The sequence below is a fragment of the Romboutsia sedimentorum genome, assembly GCF_030131845.1.
Classification (GTDB): Bacteria; Bacillota; Clostridia; order Peptostreptococcales; family Peptostreptococcaceae; genus Romboutsia_D; species Romboutsia_D sedimentorum.
In genome coordinates this window covers 62928-81944 of the sequence record NZ_JASKYM010000007.1, presented here as the reverse complement: position 1 = coordinate 81944, position 19017 = coordinate 62928, and the positions used below count along the sequence as shown (strand labels likewise).

General features: G+C 29.3%; 17 protein-coding genes, 1 pseudogene and 1 riboswitch. Of the genes and pseudogenes, 14 read left to right on the top strand and 4 right to left on the bottom strand.

What is annotated here, in order from left to right:
* Positions 1–15: 15 nt before the first annotated feature.
* The 3 genes from QOZ84_RS12510 to pyrE are packed head-to-tail and all read left to right on the top strand — an operon-like array spanning position 16 to position 2226.
* Complete coding sequence (locus tag QOZ84_RS12510; RefSeq protein ID WP_284133302.1) at positions 16–708, top strand: dihydroorotate dehydrogenase electron transfer subunit; 693 nt, start codon at positions 16–18, stop codon at positions 706–708.
* Positions 701–1603, top strand: a complete 903-nt coding sequence (locus tag QOZ84_RS12505) for a dihydroorotate dehydrogenase (RefSeq protein WP_284133301.1) — start codon at positions 701–703, stop codon at positions 1601–1603. Before QOZ84_RS12510 ends, QOZ84_RS12505 begins: the two co-directional genes overlap by 8 nt.
* A gap of 38 nt (positions 1604–1641) precedes the next feature.
* Positions 1642–2226: an orotate phosphoribosyltransferase gene (gene pyrE, locus QOZ84_RS12500; RefSeq protein WP_284133300.1), complete on the top strand. Its 585-nt coding sequence runs from the start codon at positions 1642–1644 to the stop codon at positions 2224–2226.
* A 52-nt stretch (positions 2227–2278) separates the two neighbouring features.
* Here pyrE and QOZ84_RS12495 read toward each other — a convergent pair whose 3' ends face one another.
* Entirely contained in the window at positions 2279–3166 is an 888-nt protein-coding gene (locus tag QOZ84_RS12495; RefSeq protein WP_284133299.1) for a LysR family transcriptional regulator, read from the bottom strand.
* A 161-nt stretch (positions 3167–3327) separates the two neighbouring features.
* Between QOZ84_RS12495 and QOZ84_RS12490 the strand changes: the two genes are divergently transcribed.
* Positions 3328–4365: a YeiH family protein gene (locus QOZ84_RS12490; RefSeq protein ID WP_284133298.1), complete on the top strand. Its 1038-nt coding sequence runs from the start codon at positions 3328–3330 to the stop codon at positions 4363–4365.
* A 50-nt stretch (positions 4366–4415) separates the two neighbouring features.
* Here the strand turns inward: QOZ84_RS12490 and QOZ84_RS12485 are convergent, their stop codons facing one another.
* The gene (locus QOZ84_RS12485) at positions 4416–5069 is read right to left on the bottom strand and encodes a deoxynucleoside kinase (RefSeq protein ID WP_284133297.1); all 654 of its coding nucleotides are present in this window, start codon (positions 5067–5069) and stop codon (positions 4416–4418) included.
* Entirely contained in the window at positions 5069–5725 is a 657-nt protein-coding gene (locus QOZ84_RS12480; protein WP_284133296.1) for a deoxynucleoside kinase, read from the bottom strand. The genes QOZ84_RS12485 and QOZ84_RS12480 overlap by 1 nt, the downstream gene beginning before the upstream one ends.
* A gap of 175 nt (positions 5726–5900) precedes the next feature.
* Here QOZ84_RS12480 and QOZ84_RS12475 point away from each other — a divergent pair, with 175 nt between their 5' ends.
* The 6 genes from QOZ84_RS12475 (at position 5901) to QOZ84_RS12450 (ending at position 11110) form a co-directional block, all read left to right on the top strand.
* A complete protein-coding gene (locus QOZ84_RS12475; protein WP_284133295.1) occupies positions 5901–6776 on the top strand; it encodes a DNA-3-methyladenine glycosylase family protein in 876 nt (291 codons plus the stop codon).
* An 18-nt stretch (positions 6777–6794) separates the two neighbouring features.
* Entirely contained in the window at positions 6795–8291 is a 1497-nt protein-coding gene (gene cls / locus QOZ84_RS12470; protein WP_284133294.1) for a cardiolipin synthase, read from the top strand.
* 198 nt (positions 8292–8489) lie between these two features.
* Positions 8490–8774, top strand: coding sequence for a co-chaperone GroES (groES, locus tag QOZ84_RS12465; protein WP_284133293.1), 285 nt, complete (start codon positions 8490–8492; stop codon positions 8772–8774).
* An 18-nt stretch (positions 8775–8792) separates the two neighbouring features.
* The gene (gene groL / locus QOZ84_RS12460; protein WP_284133292.1) at positions 8793–10418 is read left to right on the top strand and encodes a chaperonin GroEL; all 1626 of its coding nucleotides are present in this window, start codon (positions 8793–8795) and stop codon (positions 10416–10418) included.
* 162 nt (positions 10419–10580) lie between these two features.
* Positions 10581–10892, top strand: a complete 312-nt coding sequence (locus QOZ84_RS12455) for a DUF6442 family protein (protein ID WP_284133291.1) — start codon at positions 10581–10583, stop codon at positions 10890–10892.
* An 8-nt stretch (positions 10893–10900) separates the two neighbouring features.
* Positions 10901–11110: a helix-turn-helix transcriptional regulator gene (locus tag QOZ84_RS12450; protein ID WP_284133290.1), complete on the top strand. Its 210-nt coding sequence runs from the start codon at positions 10901–10903 to the stop codon at positions 11108–11110.
* A gap of 108 nt (positions 11111–11218) precedes the next feature.
* Here QOZ84_RS12450 and QOZ84_RS12445 read toward each other — a convergent pair whose 3' ends face one another.
* Positions 11219–13261 carry a methyl-accepting chemotaxis protein gene (locus tag QOZ84_RS12445; RefSeq protein WP_284133289.1) on the bottom strand — a complete coding sequence of 681 codons (2043 nt, stop codon included), beginning with the start codon at positions 13259–13261 and terminating at the stop codon, positions 11219–11221.
* Positions 13262–13668: 407 nt separating this feature from the next.
* Here QOZ84_RS12445 and larB point away from each other — a divergent pair, with 407 nt between their 5' ends.
* From larB to guaA, 4 genes and pseudogenes are all read left to right on the top strand, one after another.
* The gene (larB, locus tag QOZ84_RS12440; protein WP_284133288.1) at positions 13669–14412 is read left to right on the top strand and encodes a nickel pincer cofactor biosynthesis protein LarB; all 744 of its coding nucleotides are present in this window, start codon (positions 13669–13671) and stop codon (positions 14410–14412) included.
* Between the two features lie 21 nt (positions 14413–14433).
* Positions 14434–15617 (top strand): annotated as a pseudogene (gene larC, locus QOZ84_RS12435) (nickel pincer cofactor biosynthesis protein LarC).
* 48 nt (positions 15618–15665) lie between these two features.
* Positions 15666–15767: riboswitch (purine riboswitch) on the top strand.
* Positions 15768–16000: 233 nt separating this feature from the next.
* Complete coding sequence (guaB, locus tag QOZ84_RS12430) at positions 16001–17464, top strand: IMP dehydrogenase (protein WP_284133287.1); 1464 nt, start codon at positions 16001–16003, stop codon at positions 17462–17464.
* A 3-nt stretch (positions 17465–17467) separates the two neighbouring features.
* A complete protein-coding gene (gene guaA, locus QOZ84_RS12425) occupies positions 17468–19000 on the top strand; it encodes a glutamine-hydrolyzing GMP synthase (RefSeq protein ID WP_284133286.1) in 1533 nt (510 codons plus the stop codon).
* Positions 19001–19017 lie beyond the last annotated feature (17 nt).

Sequence of the window (19017 nt, the reverse complement as noted above, 5' to 3'; positions counted from 1 at the left end):
AAGGGGGCTATTTAGATGTATAAGGTTTGTGAAAATAGATATATAGGTGAAGATATGTATCTTATGAAAGTAGAAGGTAAGTTTGAAGGAAAAATGGGTCAATTTTATATGTTAAGAGCATGGGATATGTTTCCACTTCTTTCAAGACCAATAAGTATACATGATATAGATGAAGATAGTATAACTTTCTTATACAAAGTAGTAGGAGAAGGAACGCAAATACTAAGTAAATTAAAAATAGATGATACCATAAAATTAGAAGGTCCTTACGGGACGGGATATGAAAAGGTAGAAGGCAAGGTAGCTTTAGTAGGTGGAGGAATAGGTATAGCACCACTGTACTTAGTAGCTAAGAATATAGAAAATTGTGATGCTTATCTTGGATTTAGAAATGAATCAATACTAGAAGATGAGTACAAAAAAATCTGTAATGAAGTTCATATAGCAACAGGAAATACATTTGTAACAGATATCTTAGATGTTGAAAAATATGATTATATATTAACTTGTGGTCCAACACCAATGATGGAAAAACTAGTTAAGATGGTTGAAGGTACCAATACGAAAATAATGGTATCTTTAGAAAATCACATGGCTTGTGGAGTTGGAGCTTGTCTAGTATGTACGTGTCAAACTAAATTTGGAAACAAAAAGACTTGTAAAGATGGCCCTGTATTTTGGGGAGAGGACGTGATGTTTAATGGCTAATTTAAATGTAAAATTCGGAGATATAGACTTTAAAAATCCGCTAGTGATGGCATCGGGGACATTTGGATTTGGAAAAGAATACAATGAAATTTATGATATACAAAAATTAGGTGGTGTAAGCAGTAAGGGGCTTACATTAAATAAAAGAGATGGAAATTTAGGTATTAGAGTTTGCGAAACTTCATCTGGAATGATGAATAGTGTTGGTCTTGAAAATCCAGGTGTTCGAGGATTTATAGATAATGAACTTCAATTTTTCAAAGATTTAGATTTAGTAAGAATAGCGAATGTAGGTGGTGGAACTTTAGAAGATTACTTACAAGGTGTTCAATTATTAAATGACCAACCAATAGACATGATAGAGTTAAATATATCTTGTCCAAACGTTAAGGCAGGGGGAATGGCATTTGGTATAAAAAATGAAGTGGCGAGAGAAGTGGTAAGAGAAGTAAGAAATATTACAAATCTCCCTCTTGTAATTAAATTATCACCAAATGCAGAGGATATAATAAAAATGGCAAAAGTATGTGAAGAAGAAGGTGCAAACGGAGTATCTTTAGTCAACACATTTAAAGCTATGGCCATAGATATACAAAAAAGAAAGCCCGTATTTGAAAATATATATGCAGGATTATCAGGACCAGCAATAAAACCAATAGCTCTTAGAATGGTTCATGAAGTTTGCAAAAATGTCAAAATACCAGTAATGGGAATGGGTGGAATAATGAATTCTAACGACGCGATAGAGTTTATAATGGCAGGAGCTACTTGCATACAAGTAGGAACAGCAAACTTTATAAATCCTAAAATAGGTCTTGAAATAATAGATGGAATAGAAGAATTTATGATAAAAGAAGGAATAAAAAGCTTAGATGAAATAAGAGGCATATTATAAAATTAAAAAACTAAAAGATAAATTCGGAGGACGTAAATATGAATAAAATAGATGTAGTAGATATATTAAAGAAAAGTGATGCATTATTAGAAGGACACTTCTTATTATCTTCAGGAAAGCACAGCAATAGATATATACAATGTGCTAAAGTTTTAAGATTTCCACAATATGCAAAAGATGTATTAAGCACAGTAGTTGAGCAAATAAAAGATTTAGAAATAGATTTAGTAGTAGGACCTGCAATGGGTGGGGTTATAGTTTCTTATGAACTAGGAAGACAATTAAACAAAGAAACTGTATTTACTGAAAGAAAAGATGGAGTAATGGAACTAAGAAGAGGATTTGAAGTTAAGCCGGGGGCTAGAATAATAATAGCTGAAGATGTTGTTACAACTGGTAAATCAACTATAGAAACGAAAAAAGCATTAGAAGCTTTAGGTGGAGAAGTTATAGGTGTTGCTTGTATAGCAAACAGAACTAATGATGATATAGGAATGCCGATATACAGTGCTATAAAGCTTGATATACAAGTACATGATGCACATGAATGTCCATTATGTAAAGAAGGAAACATAGCATTAGTTAAGCCAGGAAGTAGAGAATTTAAAGAATTAGGAATGTAAATAAAGATATATAAAGGACCTTGAAATTTCAAGGTCCTTTTTGTGAAAACTATTATAAACTAGATGTATATTCTTTAAATTCTTCTAAAAATACCTGTGAAGCTTTAGATATAGTAATATTTTTAGGAAGGATATAAGAAAAATGTCTTACATAAGGATTGTTTAATTCAATTATTGAAAGTTCCTTATTTTCAACACCAGGAAGAGCTACAAAGTTGGATATAATAGTTATACCAAGATTATTCCTAACTGCTTCTTTAACCGCATAGTTGCTACCCAAAACCATAATACCATTAGGTACAATCTCATTCGTACCTAAAAACATATTCAAAAATTCTCTAGTACCAGAACCTTCCTCGCGAACTACCCATTTTTGATTTTGTAGTTTATCAAAAGAAAAATTATCTGTAATTAACTCTGAGTTATATGGAAATGCTAACACCATCTTGTCTTCTAAAAAATACTCTTGAATAAAAGATGAAGACGAAGAAGTACCTTCTATAAGACCTATATCTAAAGTAAGTTCCTTTAAGTGAGAACATATAATAGAAGTATTTTCTATAAAAACTTCAATATCGATATCTGGATATTTTTTACAAAATATCGCTAAGAACTTAGGTAAAACATATTCTCCGATAGTTAAACTCGCCCCGATTTTTAAATGTCCTTTGAGTGAATTAGAAGTATTTAGAACTTCCATATGAGTAATATCGATTAAATTTAATATCTCTTTAGCTTTTTTGTATAAAGTAAATCCACTTTCTGTTATAACAATAGTTTTTTGTTTGACAGATCTATTTATTAATCTAACACTAAATACATTTTCTAGATTTTTTATATGAGTACTGACACTAGGCTGCGATAAGTTTAGATGTTCACCTGCTTTAGTGAAATTCTTGAACTCAACTACTGCAATAAAAGTCTTTAATTCTTCGAACAATTAAATCACCCCTAATCAATTATATTCTGTAGATATATTATACATCTTATTATTAATAATGTTAATGATTATTATTGTATTTATTTATTTTACTTATGATTAAGTAGAATATATACTAAATACATAGATAATGACATTATAAAAGAGAGGATGTAGATGAAATGTCAGTAAATAATATAAAAGATAGTAAAGTTTTAAAAGATATAAAAGAAATAATACCAGGATTTATAGTAGCATTAGTTGTAGGACTTATAAGTATGATACTTGCAAATATAGTACCAAATGTTGGAGCAGCTACAATTTCTATATTTTTAGGAATGTTTGTAGGGAATATATTTTTAGGACAAGAAGTATTTCAAAAAGGATATAAATTTTCAGAAACTGATTTGTTATCATATTCAATAGTATTGTTAGGTGCAACATTAAGTATATCTACATTAATGGATCTTGGATTTAATGCGGTATTGTTTGTTATTTTACAAATGAGTGTAACGATAGTTGGGGCTTTATATATAGGTAAGAAATTAGGATTTGGAGATAACTTTAGATATCTTATGGCAGCTGGAAATGCAGTTTGTGGTTCATCAGCAATTGCAGCAACAGCACCAGTTATTGATGCTGATGATAAAGATAAAGGAATAGTTATAACAATAGTTAATGTTACAGGGATATTCTTAATGTTTTTATTACCATTTTTAGCAGGAAAGTTATATAATCATGAAACTGTACAAACATCAGCTTTAATAGGTTCTACATTACAGTCAGTAGGACAAGTTGTAGCTAGTGGTGCAATGGTTAATCAACCAGTAAAAGATTTATCAACTATATTTAAAATAGTAAGGGTTGTATTATTAGTAGCGGTAGTATTTTTATTTGGATATCTAAAAAATAAATCTAATGTAGATATAATTGAAGAAGAAGTAAAAGATGCTAAAGGTGGAACTGTAAAAGTACCTTGGTATGTATTAGGATTCTTTATAACTTGTATATTATTTTCTACAAATATAATATCTCCAGATATTTCAGCATTTTGTAAACAATTAAGTAATAAGTTTGAAGTAATAGCATTAGCCGCAATAGGATTAAAAGTTAATATAAAACATTTAATAAAACAAGGAAAAGCAGTATCGCTATATGGATTGTTTGTAGGGACATTACAAGTAGTAGCAGCGATAATTTTAATAGGAATATTATTATAAGAATACCTAATTAGGTATTCTTTTTTCACAAAAAAAGGCAATGTAGATGTCTACATTCCTAATATATTTTTTATTTTATCACATAACATATCAAGATGTTTTGGATTATTTATTAAATCAGTTTCATTTATATTTACATATAAAACAGGAGATTGGTCGTACTCGCATATCCATCTTTCATATCTATTATGAAGATTTGTCCAATAATCTAGGTCAACAGCTTTCTCCATTTCACGACCCCTAAGTCCTATTCTATGAACTATAGTATCTATAGAACCATCTAAGTATATCATTAAGTCTGGTCTTCTTAGATGAGGAACCATATCATTAAATAAATCTCTATAAGTTATATAATCTCTTTTACTCATTTTTTTATTATCAAACAGATTTCTAGCAAATATTTCAACATCTTCGTATATACTTCTATCTTGTATATTGTTTAATCCATTATTATCTATTTCCTTTTGTTGCTTAAATCTTTGAGCTAAGAAATATAATTGTAAATGGAATCCCCATTTTTCTTGATCGCTATAAAAATCTTCTAAGTATGGATTTCCATCAACTTTTTCAAAGTGAGTTTCAAATCCAAGTTTTTCTCCTACCAATTTTGTTAAAGTAGATTTTCCTGCTCCAACATTTCCTGCTACTGTTATAAACAAATCTCTATTTAAAGGTTTATTACATTTATTTACCAAATTGAACATTATGATTTTCCTCCTAAGGTACTTATCGCATCTTCTACCTTGTTTATTATAAAACTTCTGTCATCTTCATTATTTAAAAAGTCTAACTTTGAGTTATCAATTTCTATAACTATAGGTTCTTTACCCATGAAATTATGTTTTATAGACAATGGGTTAAAATAATACTTATATTCATTACTTAATTCGTGTATATAATTCCTATCCATTTGTCTTTCAAAACTTCTATCTCTCATAGCTATTCTTTTCATTAAAGTGTTCGTATCTGAATTTAAATATATTATTATATCTGGTTGAGGTAAATCATTAACAAATATATTGTACATTTGTTTATATTTATGAAACTGCATTTTATCAAGAGTTATTCCAGCAAAGATAAGATTTTTTATAATATGATAGTCACTAACTACTCCTTGTGATTTGCTTAACTCGTTTTTTTGGATGTCTTCTAACTGTTTTACCCTATTAAATAGAAAGAATGCTTCTGTTTGTAAAGCATATTCTTTAATATCGGTATAAAATTTTGTTAAATACGGATTTTCTTCAACTATTTCCCTCAAAAGGGTATAATTAAAGTGTTGGTTAAGTATAGTTGCAAGTGTAGTTTTACCTGCACCTATAGCTCCTTCTATAGCAATAAACACGCCGCCGTTATTCATATATATCACCTTCTAAAAATAATGTCTTATGTATTTTATCAAAAAACAATTTTTAATTCTACCCTAGACTTTTAAAATTAAGTAGCATATATTAAAAAATTATTTAATCTATGCTAAAGTTGGGTAAATTAAGACTATTGATAATAAATATATATACCCAAAAAGGAGAAAAATAATGAATGTTTATGAAAAAGATAATCGTGTTATACTAGAGGGAGTATCAGATTTTGATCCAAAGCATATATTTGAATGTGGACAATGTTTTAGATGGCACAAACAAGAAGATGGCTCATATACAGGCGTTGCTAAAGGAAAAGTAATAAATGTAATTAGAATAGATGATAAAATTTATTTAGATAATACTAATTTAGAGGAGTTTAATAGCATTTGGTATAATTACTTTGATTTGGGGACAAATTACACAAAAATAAAAAACAAACTAAAAAATATGGATAAATATTTAGATACAGCAGCGGATTTTGGATGGGGAATAAGAATTTTAAGACAAGATGAATGGGAAATGTTAATTTCATTTATAATTTCTTCAAACAACAGGATTCCTATGATACAAAAGGCTATTGAAAATTTATCTAGAAAATTTGGTAAATATATAGGTGATTATAAAGGAAAAGATTATTATGCATTTCCAACACCAGAGGAATTAAACAAAGCAACTCAAGAAGAAATAAGAGCATGTCAGACTGGATTTAGAGATAAATATATAAAAAGTACAACTGAGAGCGTAATTGAAAATAATAAAAATATGTCTGAATATACAAGTTTAAGCACTGATGAATGTATAAAAGAATTAACTAAATTTAATGGAGTAGGACCTAAAGTAGCAGATTGCATTGCCTTGTTTGGAATGACAAAACTTGATACTTTCCCAGTTGATGTATGGGTAAAAAGAGTTATGCAAGAATTTTATGTTAATGAAGATATGAGCTTACCTAAGATAAGAATCTATGCGATAGATAAATTTGAAGATTTGTCTGGGTATGCACAACAGTATCTATTCTATTATGCAAGAGAACTTGGTATAGGAAGATAAGTAAAAGAGGTATTGGCCATGAGTGTTGTAGGAGTTTTATTTTTAAGTTATTTAATAATATCTTATATAGCTGGAGCGATAATTTCAATGTCTATTATACTTGAAAATAGAGACCCTGCTAGAACTGTAACATGGTTATTAATATTTATATTACTTCCGGGAATCGGGTTAGTAATATACGCAGTTTTTGGCAGAAATATAAGAAAAAGAAAGTTATTTAAAACACAAAAGTTAGCACACAATATAAAGGAAAAAAACTTATTTGAAAATTTGAAAGAAATACAAGAACTTGTAGAATTAGAACAAAGTTCAATAAAACGAAAAATATTAGAAGATGAAGACGAAGAAGAAGAAGAATATGCAAAGAAAAGAGTTATAAGTCTTTTATTAAATACAGGAATGTTTCCATTTACATCAAATAATAAAATAGATGTATATGTAGATGGAAATGAAAAATTTGATAATTTATTAAGGGATATAAAGGAAGCAAAAAATCATATACATTTAGAGTACTTCATAATAAAAGATAGTGAGATAGGTAGAAAAATAAAAAACCTACTTATAGAAAAAGTAAAAGAAGGTGTAAAGGTAAGAATTTTATATGATGATGTGGGTTGTTGGAGATTTTGGTTTCATAGAAAATTTTTCAATGAAATGAAAAAAAGTGGTATAGAAATCATGCCATTTTTACCAGCAAAGCTTCCTTTTATAGGAGGGAAATTAAACTATAGAAATCATAGAAAAATAGTTGTAATAGACGGTAATATTGGATACACAGGTGGAATAAATATAGGTGATGAATATTTAGGAAGAAATAAAAAATTCGGATACTGGAGAGATACACATATTAGGATAAAAGGAACTTCAGTATATATGTTACAAATGATATTTTTAATAGATTGGTATTATACAACTAGAGATGCTATTGATTTAAAAGAATATTTTCCAAAGATGGATTACTGCGGAGATAGTATGGTTCAAGTAGTTGCAAGTGGTCCAGATAGTGACTGGGAAGCAATACATTATGCATATTTTTCTGCTATATGCCAAGCTAAAAAGAGCATATATATAGAAACTCCTTATTTTATACCTGATGAAAGTTTATTAATAGCACTAAAGAGTGCAGCTCTAAGTGGAGTAGATGTAAGAATAATCTTCCCTAAGATTGCAGACCACAAAATGGTTAATAATGCATCTTATTCATATTTTGATGATATATTAAGATCAGGTGGAAAAGTATATCTTTATACAAAAGGATTTATACATTCAAAGGTTATGATAATTGATGATAAAATAGCTTCTACAGGTTCTGCAAATATGGATTTGAGAAGTTTTATGCTTAATTTTGAAATAAACGCATTCATATATGATGAGAAAGTAGTTAAAGTAATAACTGATGATTTTTTCGAAGATTTAAAGAACAGTGAAGAGATAAAAGATGTTGATTTTAATAATAGAAAAATGATGAAAAAAATTAGCGAATCAATAGCTAGATTATTTTCACCTATATTATAAATATTTGCTAAAAAGTATTGAAACTTACGGGTAATTAGTATACTATAATAATTGTTAGCACTCTTGTTGATAGAGTGATAAAGTTGTTGTAGTATATTTAATTTTATTACATATATTATTATTTAAATTATAAAATGTTAAAAGTGGAATTAAATAAATTCCTTATAATATAAACAATTCATTTAGGAGGTAAAAATCATGAAGATAAGACCATTAGGTGATAGAGTAGTGATTAAAAAATTAGAAGCTGAAGAGAAAACTGCAAGTGGGATAGTTTTACCAGGAGCAGCTAAAGAGCAACCTCAAATGGCTGAAGTTGTTGAAGTTGGACCAGGTGGAGTTGTTGATGGAAAAGAAATAGTTATGGAATTAAAGGTTGGAGATAAAGTTATATTCCAAAAATATGCAGGAACAGAAGTGAAATTAGAAGGAAAAGAATACACAATATTAAAACAAGGCGATATATTAGCTGTAGTTGAATAATAATTAGGAGGGGTTAAGATGGCTAAAGAAATTAAGTTTGCTGAAGAAACAAGAAGAGCTTTAGAAACTGGTGTAAACAAATTAGCAGATACAGTAAAAGTTACACTAGGACCTAAAGGAAGAAATGTTATATTAGATAAAAAATTTGGTGCACCTCTTATAACTAATGATGGTGTTACAATAGCTAAAGAAATAGAGTTAGAAGATAGATTTGAAAATATGGGAGCTCAATTAGTTAAAGAAGTTGCTACTAAAACTAATGATGTTGCAGGAGATGGAACAACAACTGCTACAGTTTTAGCTCAAGCTATAATAAGAGAAGGATTAAAAAATGTAACAGCTGGAGCTAACCCAGTATTAATAAGAAAAGGTATACAAAAATCTGTTGAAGTAGCTGTTGAAGAATTAAAGAATCAATCAAGAACTATAGATTCTAAAGAATCTATATCTCAAGTTGCTTCTATATCTGCTGGAGATGAAGAAGTAGGTAAATTAATAGCAGAGGCTATGGAAATAGTAGGAAAAGATGGAGTTATAACAGTTGAAGAATCTAAGACTATGCATACTGAATTAGATGCTGTTGAAGGTATGCAATTTGACAGAGGATTTGTATCTGCGTATATGGTAACAGATGTAGATAAAATGGAAGCTGTTTTAAATGACCCATACATATTAATAACAGATAAGAAAATATCTAATATACAAGAAATATTACCAGTTCTTGAACAAATAGTTCAACAAGGTAAAAAATTATTAATAGTAGCTGAAGATGTTGATGGTGAAGCTTTATCTACATTAGTAGTTAATAAATTAAGAGGAACATTTGAAGTTGTTGCTGTTAAAGCTCCGGGATTTGGAGATAGAAGAAAAGCAATGCTTGAAGATATAGCTACACTTACTGGTGGGCAAGTAATATCTGAAGAACTAGGATATGATTTAAAAGAAACTGATGTAACTATGTTAGGTAGAGCGTCTTCAGTTAAAGTAACTAAAGATAGCACTACTATAGTAGATGGTTATGGAGATAAAACTGCTATAGAAAGTAGAGTAAATCAAATAAAACATCAAGTAGAAGAAACTACTTCTGAATTTGATAAAGAAAAATTAATGGAGAGATTAGCTAAATTAGCTGGTGGAGTAGCTGTTATAAAAGTTGGAGCTGCTACAGAAGTTGAAATGAAAGAAAAGAAATTAAGAATAGAAGATGCACTTAATGCTACAAGAGCAGCTGTAGAAGAAGGTATAGTTGCTGGTGGAGGTACTGCTTTTGTAAGTGTAATACCAGCTTTAGATAAGTTAGTAGAAGCTCTTGAAGGTGAAGAACAAATAGGTGCTAAAATAATAAGAAAATCACTAGAAGAACCATTAAGACAAATTGCAATAAATGCAGGTCTTGAAGGTGCTGTGATAATACAAAGAGTAATGAGTGAGGATCCTGAAATAGGATTTGATGCTTTAAATGAAAAATATGTAAATATGATAGAAACTGGTATAGTTGACCCTACTAAGGTTACTAGAACTGCACTACAAAATGCAGCATCTATAGCTGGAGTATTTTTAACAACAGAAGCTGCTGTTGCAGATATACCATCTTCAGAACCTGCAATGCCAGGTATGGGTGGCGGTATGCCAGGGATGATGTAATTAAAATAATATTGATTATGAAAAGAGTGATGAAAATCACTCTTTTATTATGCCTAAATATAATAAAAAAATGACAAGTTTATTTGTAATAATGTCTTACATACTTGACATTTATATAAACAAACTTTACTATTAAGGTAATTATAAAAGGGGTGTTTATATATGAATAAGAAGGAAATACTAGAAAAATATAAAGCGAGTAAGCCTAAAGATGAAGGGATAGAATACATTGATAATAAAGCTAATAAATGGGGGGTAAAAGGAATACTAAGTATACTTAGTATAGTTATAATATATAATTTTATTAGTGGCATTAGAAATATGGGCTTTCTATCAATGATGTTTGCATATCTAGGTATGGAGTCATATGGAAGATATAAAGCTTCTAAGAATACAACATATATATATGCAGCGGTACTTGGAATATTTACTTCAATAGTTTATTTAGCAAACTATATAGTAGATACAATATAAGGAGATATATGAAAAACGAAATAATATTAAATAATAAAATTAGAGTAGCTAGAGCTGAAAAAAAAATATCGCAAGATCAGCTAGCTAAGGATATCGGAGTATCAAGACAAACTATAAGTTCTATTGAAAATTTACAGTTTTGTCCTAGTGCAAAGTTAGCGTTACTTATTTGCATTGCTTTAGATAAAAGTTTTGAAGAATTATTTTATTTTAAATAAAATACAAAGGATATATAATGTGAAAAAGTGTACTTTATGATAATAATCATTAAGTACACTTTTTAGTTAATTTAGAAATTTAAGTATTACTATGTATCTATTTAAAAATTATTTATCCTTTAGTTTAAAATTACTAAGTAAATCAGTCAACATTACAGCTTGAGCTGAAAGCTCTTCACTAGCAGCAGCACTTTCTTCTGCTGTTGCACTATTTGTTTGAATTACCACTGAAATTTGTTCTACACCAATATTTATTTGATCTATAGATTGAGATTGTTCATTACTCATATCTGCAATATATTGTATAACTTCAACAGACTTTCTAGATCCTATTACAACTTTTTCAAGAGATGTAGCTGTTTCAGCAACAGTTTTTGTACCTTTTTCTACTGCAATAATTGAATTTTCAATAAGTATTGCTGTATTTTTTGCGCTTTCAGCAGATTTAGCAGCTAGATTTCTTACTTCATCTGCAACGACTGCGAAACCTTTTCCAGCTTCTCCTGCACGTGCAGCTTCTACAGCAGCATTAAGCGCAAGAATATTAGTTTGGAATGCAACATCATCTATATTTTTAATTATTTTTCTGATTTCATTTGATGTATTGCTAATTTCATCCATTGCAGCAATCATTTCTTGCATTTGTTTTTGACCCTGAGCTATAACTTTGTTTGAATCTGAAGATATTTCTTTTGCTTTAGTTGCACTATGATCAGTTTCTTTAATTTTAGTTGATATTTCATTTATTGTAGCAGAAAGCTCTTCGATAGAACTTGCTTGCTCGGTTGCACCTTGAGAAAGTTGTTGTGCGCCATATGAAACTTGATTTGAACCAATTGCAACTTGTTCAGCAGATACATTAATCTGAGAAAGCGTACTATTTAACATATTAGATGTATTTACTAAAGAATTTTTAATTAGTTCGAACTCGCCATCATAGTTTTGGTTAAATGTAAGTTCTAAGTTCCCTTTTCCTAATTCTGATAACAAATAAGATATTTCGTCTATATACTCTATATATGACTTTAATCGACTTACCAATGATTGCATAGAAACAGCTAACTGTCCAATTTCATCATTTGATTTAATGCTAATTTCGGCATCTAAATTGCCCTTAGCTAAATTATTTGTTATGTTTGTTAATTTTTTTAAAGGGCGAGCGATATTAAATGCTATAATAAGTGCAATTATTACAGAAATTATTAATATGACTACTAATGCTAATAAAGAAATTCTTGTCATTTCATTCAAACTACTTAATAGCTTAGATTCAGAAATAACAGCTACATAATTCCAATTAGTTTTTTCAGAAGCAATAGATGTTACATAAGAAGAATTCCCGTTTACATCAATTTTTTTGAAAGATGCATTTTGATTAACAGATGAAACAAAATTTTCGTTATAAACTTTTGATAATTTTTTAAAATTATTGTCAGGATTACTTGGATCAGCAATTATAGTACCATCTTTATCAACTAACATATAATATCCGTTACTACTTTTACTGACATTTTCAAACATTTCTGTTACTTTCTTAAGGCTTGTATCAATTCCAATTACACCTACAATATCTCCTGCATCATTTTTAACTGCCTGTGAGATGCCAACTATTGATATATCATCACTTTCATAATAGTATGGAGAACCTATAACAGCTTTGCCATCAGCTTTTTTTGCATTAGGATACCATGGTCTTTCTCGTGGATCAAATTTACCTTTTAAATTACCATCTGGATATAAAACAAAACCTCCAGATTCAGTTCCCATAAACATATATTGATATAGCGGGTGACTAGTTCCAAACTCATCAAAAATGTTAAAAATATCAGATTCTACTTTTCCGTTTGATTGAGGGGTCATAACGATATCTGAAGTATTATCTAAATAAGATGTTATTGAATTATCTGCTTTTTTTAATGAACTATTGTTGGTAAAATAAGAAGCATTATCGATCATATTATCAAATATACTATCAATATTATTACTTACTAAAGATAATTGACTATTTATAGATTTTTTTTGTTCTTCTAGTAAGTTATCTTTTGATTGTGTAAACAAAAAATATGACATAATACTTGTGGGTATTATTGCGAAAGCTATAATAGCTATACACAACTTAAAAGTTAAAGAATGAATATTAAATTTTTTCATAAAGCCCAACTCCTTAATGTATTAAATTTATAAAATTAATATTGCTTATATAATTTATAGTCTTTAAACTATATAATGATATTTTATACTCAAAAAAGGCAGAGTATCAACGTGAATTTGTTAATTCTCTGCCGTGAAATAGCGTTATGATTACTATCTAAAAAATTGTATAATTTATGTTTTAAGTGAGTTTGAAACTGATTTTTAATATTAAAATATTAACCACATTTTACCATAAAAAGCGAAATATATCAATAAATAAACTAATTTAGCGATTAATGTATTATTATGTGATAATGTTAATAATTAAATTACATTGTTTTTATATGAATGTACAATATGTAATGAAAATATTATATACTAATATCAAAATAAAAAATATTATATGATTAATTAGGGGTGAATGAATGGATTTAAAAAAAATATTAGAGGATGTAAAAAATAATAATATAGATATAGAGTATGCACTAGATAAACTTAAGAATTTACCTTATGAGGATTTAGGGTATGCAAATATAGATCATCATAGACAACTAAGAAATGGATATCCAGAAGTGATTTATTGTGAAGGAAAAAGTGATGAGCAAATATTAGGTATAATAGAAAAAATGAAGGAAAAAGATTCTAATATATTGGGAACTAGATGTAGAAAAGAAACGTTTGATAAAATTAAAAAAATCTATAATAATGCAGAGTATGAAGAATTATCAAAAATATTAAAAATAAAAAATCATGATATTGTTAATATAGGTAAGGGTAAAATTTTAGTGCTAACAGGGGGAACTTCAGATATTCCTGTTGCGGATGAAGCTTATTATACTGCTAAATTTTTAGGTAATGATGTAGAAAGAATTTATGATGTAGGTGTAGCTGGCATACATAGATTATTAAGCCGCAGGCATATACTAGAAGAAGCTAGAGTGATAGTTGCAGTCGCAGGTATGGAAGGAGCACTACCAAGCGTAGTAGGAGGTCTTGTAGACGTACCTATAATAGCGGTTCCTACATCTGTAGGATATGGTGCTAATTTTGGAGGAGTGTCAGCACTTCTTACAATGTTAAATAGTTGCGCATCAGGTATATCGGTAGTTAATATTGATAATGGTTTTGGTGCGGGATATCTAGCTGCCACTATAAATAAATTAAAATAGATTGAATTTAAGGAGAAAAAAATGGAGCAAAGAATACTTTACTTTGATATAGTGAACGGAATTTCTGGTGATATGACGCTAGCTAGTTTACTAAACTTAGGAGTACCAAAAGAATTATTTTTAGAAGAAATAAAAAAACTAAATATAAGTGATGAATTTGAAATAAAAGTATGTTCTAAAAATGAAAGTGGAATAATAGGTACTAATGTGGACGTGCTAACTAAAGAAACTCATGCACATAGGCATTTAGTAGATATATTTGACATAATTGATAAAAGTGATTTAAATGAAAATATAAAAGATATGTCGAAGAATATATTTATGACTATAGGTGAAGCTGAAGCTAAGGTTCATGGAACTACAATAGATAAAATACACTTTCATGAAGTTGGTGGTATAGATTCTATAGTTGATATAATAGGGACATCTATATTAATAGATTTACTTAACATAGACAAAATATATTCTAGTACTATACCTGTAGGATCTGGGTTTGTAAAATGTGATCATGGAATGATGCCTGTTCCAGCGCCTGCAACTATAGAAATACTTAGAGGAACTCCAATTAAGTTAAATAGTGTTAAAGGCGAATGTACAACTCCAACAGGTGCAGCGATAATAAAAACGTTGTGTGACGAGTTTGTAGATGAACTAGAATTTGAGGTTAATCAAATCGGATATGGGATTGGGCATAAAAAGTTTGAAATACCAAATATGTTGAGAACTATTTTAGGAGTAAAAAAAAAGAAGAAATAATATATGAAATAAATGCGAACATTGATGATATGTCCTCTGAGATATATTCATATTTATATGAGAAAGTTTTAAAAGATGGAGCGCTTGATGTATATACAGAAAGTATATATATGAAAAAAAATAGACCTGCAACTAAACTGTCAATTTTATGTAAAAAGAGTGATTTAGAAAAGTTTATAGATTTATTACTTATAGAAACTACTACATTTGGAGTAAGATACCATGAATACAATAGAAAAATACTAACTAGAAAATTCGCTGAAATTGATACCCCTTATGGATTAGTAAATGTTAAATTAGGTTATTATAATGGGAAAATAATAAAAGTAACGCCTGAATATGAAGATTGTAAGAAAATTGCAAATAAACACGAAATCCCACTAAATCAACTACTATATAAAATAAATTATATTATAAACAAAAAATTTGACTTAAACTTATTGACATAAACAAAAAATTTTGATAAATTAGGATTTAACTTAAAGAAAAAATTTATAAACTGAATACAATATATCACTCGTATATACTTGGAAATAAGGTCTGAGAGTTTCTACCGAGATACCGTAAATGTCTTGACTATGAGTGAAATTATTATATCAGAATATCAAGTAAAGTAAACTAATAGGCCGATTAGAAATCCTTATTAGTTGGCTATAAAGTACGATATTTTGGAAACCTGTATAGTAATTTCACTTTTATGAGAATAATAATGAAGTTACTATACAGGTTTTTTTTATACAAATATGAAACACGAACAAAAATCAAAAAACTGTAATTAAAAATTCGTTATATATAATGTATAATAATATAAATTAAGGAAGGGAGCACTACTATGGCAACTATACTAAAAGAAGGTTTAACGTTTGACGATGTGTTATTAGTTCCTCAAAAATCTGAGGTATTACCAAAGGATGTTAGCACAGGAACATACTTAACAAAAACGATAAAATTAAATATTCCTCTAATGAGTGCAGGAATGGATACTGTTACAGAATCTAAAATGGCTATATCTATGGCTAGACAAGGTGGAATAGGAATAATTCACAAAAATATGTCTATAGAAGAACAAGCATTAGAGGTTGATAAAGTAAAGAGAAGTGAGAGCGGAGTTATAGTAGATCCTTTCTATTTATCTAAAGATCACAACATACAAGATGCTGATGATATAATGGCGAGATACAAAATATCAGGAGTACCAATAGTTGATAAAGACAATAAATTAATAGGAATAATAACTAATAGAGATATTAAATTTGAAAAAGATATGACTAAAAGTATTGAAGATGCTATGACTAAGGATAACTTAGTAACTGCAAGAGAAGGTGTAACTTTAGTAGAAGCACAACAAATACTTAAACAACATAAAATAGAAAAATTACCAATAGTAGATGGCGAAGGTCATTTAAAAGGTTTAATAACTATAAAGGATATAGAGAAGAAAATACAATATCCAAATTCAGCAAAAGATGCTCGCGGAAGATTATTATGTGGAGCAGCAGTTGGAATAAGTGCAGACCTTATGGACAGAGTAGACGCATTAGTTAAAGCTAATGTAGATGCAATAGTTCTAGACAGTGCTCATGGACATTCTATGGGTGTTATGGATGCAGTTAAAAAAGTTAAACAAGCTTATCCAGATCTTCAAGTTGTAGCTGGAAATGTAGCAACAGCATCTGCAACAGAAGATTTAATAAAAGCTGGTGCTGACTGTGTTAAAGTTGGTATAGGACCAGGATCTATATGTACTACAAGAGTAGTTGCAGGTATAGGAGTGCCTCAAGTAACAGCAGTAATGGATTGTGCTGAAGTTGGGCATAAATATTGTGTACCAGTAATAGCAGATGGAGGAATAAAGTACTCTGGAGATGTTGTAAAAGCATTAGCAGCAGGAGCTTCTGTATGTATGATGGGTTCATTATTTGCAGGAACAGAAGAAAGTCCAGGAGAAACAGTTCTTTATAGAGGTAGATCATATAAGACTTATAGAGGTATGGGATCTATAGGTGCTATGGAAAAAGGTTCAAAAGATAGATATTTCCAAACAGACGCTAAAAAACTTGTTCCTGAAGGTGTTGAAGGAATGGTTGCATATAAAGGTAAGGCAGAAGAGATAGTTTATCAAATGATAGGTGGATTAAGAGCAGGTATGGGATACTGTGGAGCACCTACAATAAAAGATTTAATGGATACTGCAACATTTATAAAAATAACAGCAGCTTCTCTTAAAGAAAGTCACCCACATGATATAACAATAACTAAAGAAGCACCAAACTATAGCACACAAGGAGATATATAATATATGAAGCATGAATTAGTACTTGTAATGGACTTTGGTGGTCAATATAACCAATTAATAGCAAGAAGAGTAAGAGAAAATAAAGTATACTGTGAAATAATTCCATATACTACAGATATAGAAAAAATAAAAGCTATGAATCCTAAGGGAATAATATTTACAGGTGGGCCTAACAGTGCATATTTAGAAAATTCTCCTAAGATATCAAAAGAAATATTTGAGATCGGTGTACCAATACTTGGAATATGTTATGGCGTTCAAGTAATGGCTCATATATTAGGTGGAAATGTAAGAAAAGGGAACAACAGTGAAAAAGAGTATGGAAAGACTTCAGTAACATATGAAAAATCAACTATACTTGAAGGATTAACAACAAACACTGTATGGATGAGTCATACAGATTTAATAGATGAATTACCTGAAGGATTCAAATCAGTTGCACATACTACTGATTGTCCTATTGCAGCTATGGAAAATGAAGAAAGAAAATTATATGGAGTACAATTCCATCCAGAAGTTGAACATTGTCTAGAAGGAGATAAAATACTTAAAAACTTCTTATACAATGTTTGTAAGATAACTGGAGATTGGACTACTGATTCATTTATAAGTGACAAAATAAAAGAGTTAAAAGAAAAAATAGGAAATAAAAAAGTATTATGTGCTTTAAGTGGTGGAGTTGATTCATCAGTAGCAGCGGTACTTGTTCATAGAGCAATAGGTGATAACTTAACTTGTGTATTCGTAGATCATGGATTACTTAGAAAAAATGAAGGTAATGATGTAGAAAGAATATTCAGAGATAGATTTGATATGAACTTAATAAGAGTTAACTGTGAAGATAGATTCTTAGGTAAGTTAAAAGGGATAACTGAACCAGAAGCTAAGAGAAAAGTAATTGGGGAAGAATTCATAAGAGTGTTTGAAGAAGAATCAAATAAATTAGGAAAAATGGACTTCTTAGTTCAAGGAACTATATATCCAGATGTTGTAGAAAGTGGGCAAGGTGAAGCTGCTACTATAAAATCTCACCATAATGTTGGAGGAATACCTGAAGACATAGAATTTGAAATAATAGAGCCATTAAGAGAATTATTCAAAGATGAAGTTAGAAAAATAGGTTTAGAACTTGGAATAGAAGAGGACTTAATATTTAGACATCCATTCCCAGGACCTGGTCTTGGAATAAGAGTTATAGGCGAAGTAACTAAAGAAAGATGCGATATATTAAGAGAAGCAGATGCAATATACATGGAAATACTAAAAGAAAATGGGTTATACAAAGAGATATGGCAAGCATTCGCTACATTACCAGATGTAAAAACAGTTGGAGTTATGGGTGATGAAAGAACTTATGCATATTTAGTTGGTATAAGAGCAGTTACATCTTCTGATGGAATGACTTCAGATTGGTACAAAATGCCATATGATGTATTAGAAAAAATATCTAATAGAATCGTAAATGAAGTTGATGGAGCAAATAGAGTAGTTTATGATATAACTTCTAAACCACCAGGAACTATAGAGTGGGAATAATATAAATATAATTCAAC

Coding starts and splice junctions, on each gene's coding strand:
- QOZ84_RS12510 (WP_284133302.1), top strand. CDS start 16: ATGTATAAGGTTTGTGAAAATAGATATATAGGTGAAGATATGTATCTT.
- QOZ84_RS12505 (WP_284133301.1), top strand. CDS start 701: ATGGCTAATTTAAATGTAAAATTCGGAGATATAGACTTTAAAAATCCG.
- pyrE (WP_284133300.1), top strand. CDS start 1,642: ATGAATAAAATAGATGTAGTAGATATATTAAAGAAAAGTGATGCATTA.
- QOZ84_RS12490 (WP_284133298.1), top strand. CDS start 3,328: ATGTCAGTAAATAATATAAAAGATAGTAAAGTTTTAAAAGATATAAAA.
- QOZ84_RS12485 (WP_284133297.1), bottom strand. CDS start 5,069: ATGTTCAATTTGGTAAATAAATGTAATAAACCTTTAAATAGAGATTTG.
- QOZ84_RS12480 (WP_284133296.1), bottom strand. CDS start 5,725: ATGAATAACGGCGGCGTGTTTATTGCTATAGAAGGAGCTATAGGTGCA.
- QOZ84_RS12475 (WP_284133295.1), top strand. CDS start 5,901: ATGAATGTTTATGAAAAAGATAATCGTGTTATACTAGAGGGAGTATCA.
- cls (WP_284133294.1), top strand. CDS start 6,795: ATGAGTGTTGTAGGAGTTTTATTTTTAAGTTATTTAATAATATCTTAT.
- groES (WP_284133293.1), top strand. CDS start 8,490: ATGAAGATAAGACCATTAGGTGATAGAGTAGTGATTAAAAAATTAGAA.
- groL (WP_284133292.1), top strand. CDS start 8,793: ATGGCTAAAGAAATTAAGTTTGCTGAAGAAACAAGAAGAGCTTTAGAA.
- QOZ84_RS12455 (WP_284133291.1), top strand. CDS start 10,581: ATGAATAAGAAGGAAATACTAGAAAAATATAAAGCGAGTAAGCCTAAA.
- QOZ84_RS12450 (WP_284133290.1), top strand. CDS start 10,901: ATGAAAAACGAAATAATATTAAATAATAAAATTAGAGTAGCTAGAGCT.
- QOZ84_RS12445 (WP_284133289.1), bottom strand. CDS start 13,261: ATGAAAAAATTTAATATTCATTCTTTAACTTTTAAGTTGTGTATAGCT.
- larB (WP_284133288.1), top strand. CDS start 13,669: ATGGATTTAAAAAAAATATTAGAGGATGTAAAAAATAATAATATAGAT.
- guaB (WP_284133287.1), top strand. CDS start 16,001: ATGGCAACTATACTAAAAGAAGGTTTAACGTTTGACGATGTGTTATTA.
- guaA (WP_284133286.1), top strand. CDS start 17,468: ATGAAGCATGAATTAGTACTTGTAATGGACTTTGGTGGTCAATATAAC.